Source organism: Cellulosilyticum sp. (genome assembly GCF_982396655.1).
In genome coordinates this window covers 96,278-109,653 of the sequence record NZ_CEVXFV010000004.1, presented here as the reverse complement: position 1 = coordinate 109,653, position 13,376 = coordinate 96,278, and the positions used below count along the sequence as shown (strand labels likewise).

At 35.6% G+C, this 13,376-nt stretch carries 6 protein-coding genes; 5 read left to right on the top strand and 1 reads right to left on the bottom strand.

Going from position 1 to position 13,376, the window contains the following annotated elements:
• Nucleotides 1-62: 62 nt before the first annotated feature.
• The 5 genes from AC1VAQ_RS03095 (at nt 63) to AC1VAQ_RS03075 (ending at nt 11,597) form a co-directional block, all read left to right on the top strand.
• On the top strand, nt 63-2,705 hold the full coding sequence (locus tag AC1VAQ_RS03095) for a valine--tRNA ligase (RefSeq protein WP_303243815.1): 2,643 nt from the start codon (nt 63-65) through the stop codon (nt 2,703-2,705).
• A 166-nt stretch (nt 2,706-2,871) separates the two neighbouring features.
• The gene (locus tag AC1VAQ_RS03090) at nt 2,872-3,774 is read left to right on the top strand and encodes a helix-turn-helix transcriptional regulator (protein ID WP_303243814.1); all 903 of its coding nucleotides are present in this window, start codon (nt 2,872-2,874) and stop codon (nt 3,772-3,774) included.
• An 82-nt stretch (nt 3,775-3,856) separates the two neighbouring features.
• On the top strand, nt 3,857-4,108 hold the full coding sequence (locus AC1VAQ_RS03085; RefSeq protein ID WP_302595150.1) for a zinc ribbon domain-containing protein: 252 nt from the start codon (nt 3,857-3,859) through the stop codon (nt 4,106-4,108).
• A 281-nt stretch (nt 4,109-4,389) separates the two neighbouring features.
• Nucleotides 4,390-8,613 carry an acyl-CoA dehydratase activase-related protein gene (locus AC1VAQ_RS03080; RefSeq protein WP_479903447.1) on the top strand — a complete coding sequence of 1,408 codons (4,224 nt, stop codon included), beginning with the start codon at nt 4,390-4,392 and terminating at the stop codon, nt 8,611-8,613.
• 191 nt (nt 8,614-8,804) lie between these two features.
• On the top strand, nt 8,805-11,597 hold the full coding sequence (locus AC1VAQ_RS03075; RefSeq protein ID WP_302595152.1) for a calcium-translocating P-type ATPase, PMCA-type: 2,793 nt from the start codon (nt 8,805-8,807) through the stop codon (nt 11,595-11,597).
• A gap of 59 nt (nt 11,598-11,656) precedes the next feature.
• Here the strand turns inward: AC1VAQ_RS03075 and AC1VAQ_RS03070 are convergent, their stop codons facing one another.
• Nucleotides 11,657-13,231 (bottom strand): hypothetical protein, encoded by a 1,575-nt coding sequence (locus AC1VAQ_RS03070; protein WP_302595153.1) that lies wholly within the window; start codon nt 13,229-13,231, stop codon nt 11,657-11,659.
• Between the last annotated feature and the right edge of the window lie 145 nt (nt 13,232-13,376).

Below are 13,376 nucleotides of genomic sequence, written 5' to 3'. Positions count from 1 at the left end.
AGATATAATACTTAAAGCTCTAAAAGACAAGTATTACATTCGAAAATAAGGAGGAAATTTCAGTGAAAGAATTAGAAAAGGTTTATGACCCTAGTCAAGTAGAAGAAAGACTTTATAAAAACTGGATGGAAAAAGGTTATTTCCATGCTGAAGTAGAAAAAGATAAAAAACCATTTACAATCGTTATGCCACCACCAAATATTACAGGTCAACTCCACATGGGGCATGCACTTGATAATACACTTCAAGATATCTTAACACGTTACAAACGTATGCAAGGTTATAATGCACTTTGGATTCCAGGAACAGACCATGCAAGTATTGCAACAGAAGTTAAGGTGGTTGAGAAAATTGCTGCTGAAGGTCTTACAAAAGAAGAATTAGGAAGAGAAAAATTCCTTGAACACGTATGGGACTGGAAAGAACAATATGGTGGCCGTATTGTAGAGCAGCTTAAAAAGCTTGGTTCATCTTGTGACTGGGATAGAGAGCGTTTTACAATGGACGAAGGCTGCTCAGAAGCTGTTCAAGAAGTGTTTATTCGTCTTTATGAAAAAGGATACATTTATAGAGGTTCAAGAATTATCAACTGGTGTCCAGTTTGTCAGACATCTATTTCAGATGCTGAAGTAGAACATGAAGAAAAAGAAGGACACTTCTGGCATCTTCGTTACCCAGTAGTTGGTTCAGATGAGTTCGTACAGCTTGCAACAACTCGTCCAGAGACAATGATTGGGGATACTGCAATTGCTGTTAATCCAGAAGATGAACGCTATGCACACCTTATTGGTAAAATGGTACGTATCCCTCTTATTGACCGTGAGATTCCAGTTGTAGCTGATAGCTATGTAGACAAAGAATTTGGAACAGGTGTTGTTAAAATTACACCAGCACATGACCCTAATGACTTTGAAGTTGGAAAACGTCATAACTTACCAGAAATCTGTGTTATGAATGATGATGGAACTATGAATGAGCTTTGTGGTAAATACTCAGGTATGGATCGTTATGAAGCAAGAAAAGCGCTTGTAGCTGATCTTGACGAGGCTGGTTTCCTTGTAAAAGTAGAACCGCATTCACATAATGTAGGGACACATGATCGTTGTAAAGCTGTTATTGAGCCAATGATTAAAGCACAATGGTTTGTAAAAATGGAAGAAATGGCAAAACCTGCGATTGAAGCTGTTAAAAATGGCGAAATCAACTTAGTGCCAAAACGTCTTGAAAAAACTTACTACCACTGGCTTGAAAACATTCGTGACTGGTGTATTTCTCGTCAATTATGGTGGGGACATAGAATTCCAGCTTACTACTGTGAAGACTGTGGTGAAATTGTTATTTCGAGAGAAATGCCACACACATGTCCAAAATGTAACGGTAGCAAATTTGTTCAAGATGAAGATACATTAGATACATGGTTTAGTTCTGCATTATGGCCTTTCTCAACACTTGGCTGGCCAGAAAACACAGAAGAACTTAAACACTTCTATCCAACAAGCGTTCTTGTAACAGGATACGATATTTTATTCTTCTGGGTAATCCGTATGGTATTCTCAGGTATTGAGCAAATGGGCGAAGTACCATTTAAAGATGTATTATTCCATGGTTTAGTACGTGCAGCAGATGGACGTAAAATGAGTAAATCTCTTGGAAATGGTGTAGATCCACTTGAAGTTATTGAGAAATACGGTGCAGATGCACTTAGACTGACACTTGTAACAGGTAATGCACCTGGTAATGATATGCGTTTTTACTATGAGAGAGTAGAAGCTAATCGTAACTTCGGTAACAAATTATGGAATGCAACACGTTTCATTATGATGAACTTCGAAGGTGAAGATATTAACCTTACAGTAGATATGAAAAATCTTACACCAGCAGATAAATGGATTATTTCTAAGGTTAATACACTTGCTAAAGATGTAACAGATAATATGGACAAATACGAACTTGGTATTGCTGTTCAAAAACTTTATGACTTTGCATGGGAAGAATTCTGTGACTGGTACATTGAAATGGTTAAACCACGTCTTTACAATAAAGAAGACAGTACAAGAGCAGCAGCATTATGGACACTTAAAACAGTTATGACAAACATCCTTAAAATGCTTCATCCATACATGCCATTCATTACAGAAGAAATCTTCCTTGGCCTTCAGGATCAAGAAGAAACAATCATGCTTTCATCTTGGCCAACATTCAAAGAAGAGTGGAACTTCAAAGCAGAGGAAGAAGAAATCAGCTTAATTAAAGAAGCTGTACGTAATATCCGTAACTTACGTAGTGAAATGAATGTACCACCTTCAAGAAAAGCTAAAGTGTTTGTTGTAACAGAAGACGAAAAAGTAGCACAAACATTTGAAAATGGTAAAGTATTCTTTGCTGTACTAGGTTATGCTTCAGAAGTAGTGATTCAAAAGGATCACACAGGCATTGATAGTGATGCTGTATCAGTAGTAATTCCAAATGCAACAGTATACATTCCATTTGCAGAACTTGTAGACGTTGAAAAAGAACTTGAACGTTTAGGTAAAGAAAAAACTAAACTTGAAGGTGAAGTAGAACGTGTTAACAAAAAACTTGCTAACGAAGGTTTCGTTGCAAAAGCACCAGCTAAGCTTCTTGAAGAAGAAAAAGCTAAAAAAGAAAAATATGAAACGATGCTTGCAAGTGTTATAGAACGTATTGCACACTTAAGCAAGTAATCTATTCTATAGATAATAAATGTATAAAGTAACCTAAGACAAAAAGCTGTGACTTATAGATGTAAGAACTATGAGTTGCAGCTTTTTACATAATATAAGCAAATTAGGTAGTTTATTTTAGAACAAGTTCATTGGGTATTATAAAACTTATGGATTGAGGTGTAAGATGAAGATTAATCGTTTATTTGAGATTGTCTATATGCTGATGCAGAAGGATAATGTTACGGCTAAAGACTTGGCAGAACATTTTGAGGTCTCTACAAGAACGATTTATAGAGATATTGAGACACTTTGTGAAGCGGGAATTCCTATTTATATGCAGCAAGGGAAAGGTGGGGGGATTTCCTTAATGGCACATTTTGTATTAGATAAATCAGTACTTTCAAAAGAAGAACAAGAAGCACTTTTAGGGGCCTTGGAGACATTAAAGATAGCGCCAGAAAGTGAAGAAATATTAAGGCGGATGAGTCTGTTTTTTGGCACACAAACAAAGAGCTGGTTAAATGTAGATTTTTCAGAGTGGGGGAAGAACTCGAATGAATACTTTTTACAGATTAAAGAGGCAATATTAAAAAGACAAATTATAGAAATTACCTATTATAATGCAAAGGGAGAGAAGTCAAAACGGTTAATAGCACCTTTGCAACTTTGCTTTAAGCATAGGAATTGGTATTTAAAAGCATATTGTTATATGAAAGAAGCCGTGCGTTTCTTTAAGCTAGGGAGAATTAGGAAAATAGAAGTCACAGGAAATCGTTTTGATAAGGAAGTTGAAGTGTGCTTAAAAGAAGCAGAAAATGTACAGACGCTAGAGGAAGGCAAGATACCTATTATTTGCTTGTTACAGGAGGAGCTTGCTTACAGAATTTATGAAGAATTTACTGAAGAACAAATTGAAAAGTTAGACAATGGGGATTTTAAGGTGACACTTTATTATCCAGAGGATGACTGGCTCTATAGTTATCTATTATCTTTTGGACCAGGGTTAGAAGTTTTAGCACCTATGCACACTCGAAGAGAATTTAAAGCACGACTTGAAAAAATGTTAGCCAATTATTATAAAATATGACAGAGTGTTGTCAAGTTTACAGAGATATAATCATTATAAATCATAGGGAAATGATTTATGAATAAAAATTGGAGGGATAGATATGGAGAAATATTGTCAAAGTTGTGGGATGCCACTAGAAAAAGATGTATGCGGTACAAATAAGGATGGTAGCTTGAATGAAAAGTATTGTAAGTATTGCTTTAAAGATGGGACATTTACAAGTGATATGTCTATGGAAGAAATGATTGCTTTCTGTGTTCCTATTATGGTAAAAGAAGTCCCTGATTTAACGGCAGAGGAAGCTAAAAAGCAGATGGAAGCTTATTTTCCACAATTAGAGCGTTGGCGTTAATAATAAAATAATAATATGGAAATTGTAAAAATAGGTAAACCGGCAAATGGTTTGCCTATTTTTGCGTTAAGTGATACATTAAAGTTAAATTTTTTATAAAATAATGATTTATATTAATTAGGTAAATGTTGTATAATATAATATATATTTTAATCTTAAAATAAGATGTGCCAGATATAACACTATGAAATAGGGGTGTTGTTTCTGTAAGAGCAACTAAGCCACTTACAGAGTTTATAAGTTGAACTTATAAAGGATACAGGCATATAAGGAGTAAAGGCATGAGTGAATTATTAAATTTAGGAATTGATGTAGGTTCTACAACTATAAAGCTAGTTTATCTAGATGAAAAAGGGGAAATTGTTTATTCAAGATATGAACGACATTTTTCTGACATAAAAACGACCTTAGAGCGATTATTAAAAGAAAGTTTTCTTGAATTAGGTGATGTTAAGGTAAAAGTTGCTATTACAGGGTCAGGAGCTATGGAAATTGCTTCTCACTTAGGTCTTACATTTATCCAAGAAGTGATTGCATGCACTGAAGCTGTACAAACATATATAAGTGATGTAGATGTGGCTATAGAATTAGGTGGAGAAGACGGCAAAATTACATATTTTGAAAGTTCCTTAGAGCAACGCATGAATAGTAGTTGTGCAGGTGGAACGGGGGCATTTATTGACCAGATGGCAACACTTTTACAAACAGATGCCATGGGTCTTAATGAAATGGCAAAGTCATATAAACAAATATATCCTATTGCAGCAAGATGCGGTGTATTTGCTAAGACAGATGTGCAGCCGCTTATTAATGAAGGCGTGGCAAGGGAAGATATTGCAACGTCTATTTTTCAGGCGGTTGTTAATCAAACAATTAGTGTTTTAGCTTGTGGTAAGCCAATTAAGGGGAAAGTTGCTTTTTTAGGCGGGCCTCTTCATTTTCTTTCTGAATTACGCCAACGCTTTATAGAAACTTTAAAGCTATCGGATAAAGATGTAGTGGTACCAGAAAAGCCAGAACTATTTGTAGCATTAGGTGCTGCAATCTTGGCACAAAAAGAAAAAGCAATTAATCTAGAGTACTTAGGCAAAAAACTAAGTGAATCAACAGATGATTTTCATCAAAATAATGATTTACAACCGTTATTTAAAAGTGAAGAAGAAATAAGGTTTTTTAGAAAAAGACATAATACACATAAAGTACCTGTAGGAGAGTTGGCTACTTATACGGGTGGTGCTTTCTTAGGCATTGATGCCGGTTCCACAACAAGCAAAATTGCTTTAGTAGGAAGGAACGGGGAATTATTATATACATATTATGGTAGCAATCAAGGTGATCCATTGACTTTAGTCTCTAACAAACTTATAGAGTTATATGATTTATTACCTAAAGGTGTATTTATTCAAAAAAGCTGTGTCACAGGATATGGTGAGGCACTTATGAAAAATACATTTAAGGTTGATAAGGGTGAAGTAGAAACAATTGCACATTATACAGCAGCTAAGGCATTTGCAAAAAATGTAGGTTTTATTTTAGATATAGGTGGACAGGATATGAAATGTATTACCATTAAAGATGGTGTGGTACAGTCTGTTATCTTGAATGAAGCATGTTCATCGGGATGCGGTTCATTTATTGAAATGTTAAGTGGTTCGTTAGGCATGGAAGCTAAAAGCTTTGGTGAAAAAGCATTACTCGCACCATCGCCTGTAGATCTTGGAAGCCGTTGTACTGTGTTTATGAACTCTAAGGTTAAGGAGGCGCAAAAGGAAGGGGCGTCTATTGGCGATATTTCAGCTGGTCTTTCATACTCAGTAATTAAAAATGCACTCTACAAAGTTATTAAATTAAGAAGCTCAGAAAGTATTAAGGGGGATATTGTTGTACAAGGGGGGACATTCTACAATGAAGCAGTACTGCGTGCCATGGAACTCATATTGGGAAGAGATGTCATAAGGCCAGATCAAGCAGGAATTATGGGGGCTTATGGTGCAGCACTCCTTGCAAAAGAAGAAAGTAGTAGCGAGGAAGTAAGTAATATGCTGACTAAAGCAGAACTTATAGCATTAAAAATAGAAAAGACACCAATGCGCTGTAAAGGGTGTGAAAATAGATGCCTTTTAACAGTCAATAAACTTAGTGATGGTAGACATTTTATTTATGGCAACCGCTGTGAAAAACCGCTAGGGAATCATAGTGAGCATAATAAGTTACCAAATCTGTTTGACTATAAATATGGGTTACTTTTTGAACGAGAGATACTAAGTGAAGCCGAGGCGAAAAGAGGGACAATAGGTATTCCAAGAGTATTAAATATGTATGAAGATTATCCATTCTGGCATGCGTTCTTCACAACACTTAGCTTCCATATAGAACTTTCTAGTCGTTCTAATAAAAAGATTTACGAAAAAGGGATTGCAACGATTCCTTCAGAGTCAGTTTGCTACCCGGGTAAACTTGCACATGGCCATATTATAGATCTTATTGAAAAAGGTGTAAAAACAATCTTTTATCCATGTGTGCCATATGAAAAAATAGAAGATCAAACCGCAGATAATCATTATAATTGCCCGATTGTAACCTCTTATCCTGAAGTTATTAAAAATAACATCGAAGCGCTAAGAGAAAATAATATTGAATTTATTCATCCGTTCTTAAATTTAGATTCACCTAAATCTGTATTATTACAGATGACAAAAGCACTAGAGGGATTTAATATTTCTAAGGGTGAAATGAAAAAGGCAATAGATGCGGCATATGAGGCTTTAATGACGTTTAGAGGAGATGTAGCCAAGAAAGGTGAAGAAACATTAGAGTACATAAGGAAAAATAAATTGCAGGGCATTGTGGTAAGTGGTAGACCTTATCATTTGGATCCAGAGATTAATCATGGGCTTACGCAGCTTATTACAGCAGAAGGACTTGTTGTTCTTACAGAAGATAGTGTTGCACATTTAGGTAAAATTGAAAGACCAATACGTGTTTTAGACCAGTGGGCATATCATAATCGTTTATATCGTGCTGCACACTTTGTACGCACGCAGTCAAATATAGAGCTTATGCAACTTACGTCCTTTGGCTGTGGATTAGATGCAGTTACATCTGATCAGGTAGAAGAGATTTTAGAGCAAGCAGGAAAAATATATACACTTATTAAAATAGATGAGGGGGCAAACTTGGGTGCGATTAAAATTCGTGTGCGTTCTTTGAGAGCAGCTATGAAAGAACGTCAGAAGTTACACCGTACGCAAACTATTAAAGAAAAGCAGCCAGTTATTAGTTTTACAGAAGAAATGCGCAGTACTTATACAATTCTAGCACCACAGATGTCGCCTATTCATTTCCGATTCTTAGAAGAGGCTTTTAATTCGTCAGGTTACAACTTGAAGGTACTACCAAAGGTATGTAAAGAAGATGTGGAGGAAGGATTAAAATATGTAAATAATGATGCCTGCTATCCAGCTATTATTGTAATTGGTCAATTATTAAGAGCTTTAAAAAGTAAAGGTGTGGACCCACATCATACGGCACTTATGATAACACAGACAGGCGGCGGATGTCGTGCTTCTAACTATATTAGTTTTTTAAGAAAGGCTCTTAAAGACAGTGATATGGCGTACGTGCCTGTTATCTCATTAAATACAGGAGGGCTTGAAAGTAATCCTGGCTTTAAAGTTTCATTGGGCCTTATTGAAAAAGCTATTATGACTATATTATATGGGGATTTGTTAATGCGTGTTTTATATCGTACGCGTCCTTATGAATCAGTCCCAGGTAGTGCAAATAGGTTATTTGAGAAATGGTCACAAGCTTGTAAAGAAAATGTACGCACGGGTGATGCAAAGGTATTTAAACAGAATGTGGCAGCTATCGTAAGGGATTTTGATGAATTACCACTTAGGGATATTAAGAAGCCTCGTGTAGGGCTAGTAGGTGAAATTCTAGTGAAGTTCCATCCTTATGGCAATAATGAGGTTGTAGAAACTATAGAGGCTGAAGGTGGAGAGGCAGTTATGCCAGATTTATTAGACTTCTTTAATTACTGTGAGTATAATCATAAATTTAAACATGAAGTGCTTCAAAAACCATTCAAAGACCAGCTAGTTGGTCAATTTGTTATAGCGTTCCTAGAATATAAACGTAAATATATGTGTAAATGCTTAAGGGAAAGTAAGCGATTTAGTGCACCTCATGGCATTGAAGCTTTAGCTAAAATGGCGGAAGAAGTCATGTCACTAGGACATCAAATGGGTGAAGGATGGTTTTTAACAGGGGAAATTATAAGTCTTTTAGAAGATGGCATTAACAATGTAGTCTGTATGCAACCTTTTGGTTGTCTGCCAAATCATGTGACGGGTAAAGGAATGATTAAAGAATTGCGTCGTAAGTATCCACTGGCTAATATTGCGGCAGTAGATTATGACCCAGGTGCTTCTCATGTGAATCAGTTAAATCGTATTAAGCTGATGATGGCAACAGCTTTTAAAAGTTTAAATGAAGCTTAGATAAAAATAAAGGTGGTGGTGCGAAAGTGCTACCGCCTTTATTTGGGTTAAGGGCATGAATCAGTTAGGGACTATAGATTACTTCTGTTCCTTTTGTATCCTTTTTATAATCTCAGATTGAATTAGTCATATTTTAAGAGAGGCTTGTATATATTTATACAAAGGCATCATGAGAAAAATAGGAGGATACTATGGAGAACAAATATTATAACCAAGAGATAGAAGATGTTTTAAAAGGATTAAATACAAGTTCTAAACAAGGTTTAAGCGACACAGAAGCTAAAGAGCGACTTAAACGTTATGGCCCAAATAGTTTTACAAAAGCTAAAGAGAAAAGTTTATTAGGAGAAATTAAAGATGCGTTGACACAACAGCTCATTATAATTTTGCTAATTGCAGCAGGTATTAGTTTGCTAATTGGAGAGTATCATGATGCCATTGGTATTTGTTTAGCTGTACTTTTAGGAAGTACAATAGGTATTTTAACAGAAAGCCGTTCAAAGAAAGCTGCTGAAGCACTTAATAAACTTACAGAAGATGTAAGGGTGAAGGTACAACGTAGTGGTCAAAAGACTTTATTACATAAAAGTGAGTTGGTGCCTGGGGATATTGTATACTTAGAAGCTGGTGATCTTGTACCAGCAGATGGCCGCATTTTAGAATGTCTAGATTTAAAAGTGAGAGAAGATATGCTTACAGGGGAATCTGATGATGTTAGCAAAAGAGTAGGCAAGGTAAAAGAAGAGATTATACATATTCAAGGAGAAGAGGTTGTTCAAGACCCTATTCCTGCTAAACAGTTTAATATGCTTTTTGGAGGAACACTTGTGGCTTGTGGCTCTGCTAAGATGATTGTAACTGCTACAGGGGATGAAACAGAGATGGGGTATATTGCGAAAGCACTAGGTGATAAAGAAGCAGATACACCACTAGAAATAAAAATGGATAAGCTAAGTGAAACGATTTCTAAGATTTCAACAGGCGTTGCAGGGATGCTTTTTGTTTATATGCTTGTTCAGATTGTTCAAGGTTGTCATTTAAAATTAGACTTTACAAGTACACATGCATTTTTAAGTTCACTTACACCACTTGTGCAGAGTTTCCCAGAAATCAAAACAGCCTTTGTTGTATGTGTTGCGCTGATTGTAGCAGCAGTACCAGAAGGTTTGCCTACAATGATTAATATGACTTTAGCGATTACGATGAAACAGATGGCTAAAATTAATGTACTTGTTAGGAAAAAAGAAGCATGTGAGACAATAGGAAGTGTTAGTGTAATCTGTAGTGACAAAACAGGTACGCTGACGCAAAATAAAATGTGTGTGGCACGTATTTATCTTGAAGGAGGATATCGTAATCTTGCGGAGGCAGAAAAGTTTAAGGGCTTTGTAACAAATTGTATGGTCAACAGCACTGCTGATTTAGAACGTAGTGAGGGAGAAGAAAAGTATATAGGGAGTGCAACAGAATGTGCCCTTCTTTCTATGTGGGGAAAAAGGCTAAATTATAGCCGTGCAAGAGAAGAGGTTCAACTTGTAAGGCAAATCCCGTTTAATTCTCAAAATAAGTATATGCTGACGATTATAAAAGAAAATAATGAATATCATATTTTGTCTAAAGGTGCACCAGAGGTAATCCTAAAACAGTGTAGTTATGAAAGAGTAGATGGTAAAGTTAAGAAGTTAACCAAGGAACGTATTGATGAAATATTGGGCTTCATGGGAAATTTACAAAGTCAGTCTATGCGTGTACTTGCTTTTGCCGATCAAAAGGTACCACTTACTGTTAATGTAGAAAATCAAACAGATTGGCGTGGTCAGCTTGTTTTTAATGGTTTTGTTGGTATCAAAGACCCACTTCGCGAAGGTGTTAAAGAAGCTATAGAGGTAGCAAGAGAAGCTGGTGTAGAAACGAAGATGTTAACCGGCGATAATATTCAAACAGCACTGGCAATAGGGAAAGAAATTGGCATTGTAGGCCATGGGAAAAGGGCAGTAGAGGCCACATATATTGATACATTATCAGATGAAGCACTAGAACGTGAAATAGGGCAGATTGCTATTGTGGCTAGGTCTAAGCCAGATACGAAGATGCGTATTGTACAGGCACTGCAAAAAAATGGTGAAATTGTGGCTGTTACAGGAGATGGGATTAATGATGCACCTGCACTTAGTAAGGCTGATGTAGGAATCGCCATGGGAATTGCAGGAACAGAGGTTAGTAAAAATGCAGCAGATATTATTTTGGCAGATGATAGCTTTGGAACTATTGTAGAAGCAGTTAAGTGGGGGCGTGGTATTTATAATAACTTTCAGCGTTTTATTCAATTTCAACTTACAGTAAATATTATTGCTTTCCTTATTGCAATCATTAGTCAAGTATTAGGTGAGGAGATGCCTTTTTCTACTATCCATTTATTATGGATTAACATTATTATGGATGGCCCACCTGCATTGGCTTTAGGGCTTGAACCTATTAGAGCAACTGTTATGAAACGTAAACCAACACCAAGAGATGCACATATTATTAATCCATTTATGGTACGTACAATATTAATTAATAGTTTATTCATTACAGGCCTTCTTTTAGTACAGATGAAGTGTAATTTTCTAGGGGCAAATGAGTTACAAGAAGGTACTGGTAGTGAGGCACAGACTATTTTATTTAGTCTATTTGCTTTTAGTGTATTGTTTAATGCCTTTAACTGTAGGGAATTTGGCACAGCAAGTATATTCCCTAACTTTATGAAAAATACACTCGCCTTAAAGATTATAGCATTAACAGCTGTATTACAAGTTGTAATGATACAATATGCCAATAAGTTCTTTAATGCCACACCGCTTAGCCTTATGATGTGGATTAAGGTGATAGGTTGTAGCAGTTTAGTTGTCGTTGTTAATGAAATTGTAAAACGCCTATTAAGTACATTAAAATATTCCGCAAAGACAGCAGTAAGACAGGTTAGAACATTAAAAGAAAAGTAGTAAAGAGTAATATAAAAGGAGCTTCCTGAATATTTTTGGGAAGCTCCTTTTGATTAAGTTTAGTGGTGATGGTGATCACCGCAGTTACAATCAGAGTGATTATCACTGCCAGAGCAGTCATCGCCGCAATCACAATCATCATCGCAGTTGCAGTGATGATGATGTGTTATGTCTTCATCATGATAATCGACGTCTTCAGAGTCAAAGCCATGAAGTTCATTGATTTCTTCTTCTGTCATATACTCTTTGTAGATATCTTCAGGCACCATACCTGGATCTTCATCGGTATTTGAGGTGAAGTAACCGCCTTGCTCTAAAATGCTATGGAGCGCCATGGCTGCCAGAAGTGTTTGTTGTGGTTTTGAAATATTTCTAAAGCCAGCAGAAACATAAGATTTAAACGTAGCTTCAGGCATTACAAATGGAATACTACTCATGAAATATTGCATACGAAGTTTACGGTCAGTAGTTGGTATTTCACTTAGAGAATGGCCTAATTCATCTACGAAATTATCAAGAACAGCAAGTGTTTCTTTGCTATATTGTTTATCTTTTTTCATAGTGAAACCAAATAAACTACTCATATCCATACTTAAATAAGTTTGAATAAGAATAAACATTGGGTCGGCTTCTTTCTTTTTGCTTACTTTAATAAGTTCGCTTTGCACTTCTTTCTGAACTTCATCCACGCGTTCACCTAAAGAAGCTTTTAAGAAGCTTGCATCATTGGCATCTGTTAAAATCTTTTTAATGCAGTGATAGAAGTCAAAGAAGCTAGGGTGTAATTCAGTAAGTGTATTAAAATCAATGTGTTCAAAGAGTAATAGATTGCTGAGTGTACAGATCATACGGTACATTGCACGTAAAAGCTCAAATAAAGTATTGATTGTTTGTTCTAAAGAATCTGCTTCCTCAAAGAAATCTATAGGATCATCATAAGTTGTAAGTTCTGCAAGAGATTCTGTAAAATCACCAAAGTCTTGTCCATAAAATTCAAAGCGTTTACCATCAAAAAGTTGTGTTAAAATAGAAGTAAGGAAGTTAGCTGCTTCTACTGTATCTTCTATATCAATATGATGGATACTTTTTTTTACATAATCTAAAAAATTAGCTTTTGTAATTTTTAAAGGAATAGCAGGAAGAATTGAAGAAGCATGAAGCTGCTTTGTTTTAAGTGATTTATCTTTAAAGACAAAGTTTGTACAATCTTCCGCAAGGCGGTCAAAGTCCATCTGAAGGATAGCCTCATCACTAAACTCCTCATGGTCAATATATGAACCAGCAAACTCAGGATCATTTTGTGCTTTAGCAACCAAATGATGAAGTTCACGACGGTAGCTATTTAAGCTTCGGTATTTTTGTTCTAACTTATCTCTAAAGTTTAAAAGTGTTTCACCAACACGTTCTTTTTCGATTTTTGTATTTTTACCTTTAGAAGTTGTTTCATTAGAAGTAAGTAATTCTGGAAGGTAAAGAAAAGTTTTTTTTAATTCATTTTGTATGTGAGCTGTTTCTTCGTCTAAATAAGGCGTAGAAAAGAATAATGAATTATTTAAAAGTTCTAGGTAGGCATGGACATATTCAATATAAGAATAAGCAATACCTGTATAAAGTTGATCAGTATTTTGACTCATTTTTAAGCTCCTCTCTTAATCTGTATATTAAGGATATACAATTTCTCAAGATAAAACAAGCATATAAATGTAATTGGTGTAAGAATATGGTTTACATTATTGAAAAAATATTTTAAATAGTTTAAAATAGGAGTAGAGGTGAGAT

Coding starts and splice junctions, on each gene's coding strand:
- AC1VAQ_RS03090 (WP_303243814.1), top strand. CDS start 2,872: ATGAAGATTAATCGTTTATTTGAGATTGTCTATATGCTGATGCAGAAG.
- AC1VAQ_RS03085 (WP_302595150.1), top strand. CDS start 3,857: ATGGAGAAATATTGTCAAAGTTGTGGGATGCCACTAGAAAAAGATGTA.
- AC1VAQ_RS03080 (WP_479903447.1), top strand. CDS start 4,390: ATGAGTGAATTATTAAATTTAGGAATTGATGTAGGTTCTACAACTATA.
- AC1VAQ_RS03075 (WP_302595152.1), top strand. CDS start 8,805: ATGGAGAACAAATATTATAACCAAGAGATAGAAGATGTTTTAAAAGGA.
- AC1VAQ_RS03070 (WP_302595153.1), bottom strand. CDS start 13,231: ATGAGTCAAAATACTGATCAACTTTATACAGGTATTGCTTATTCTTAT.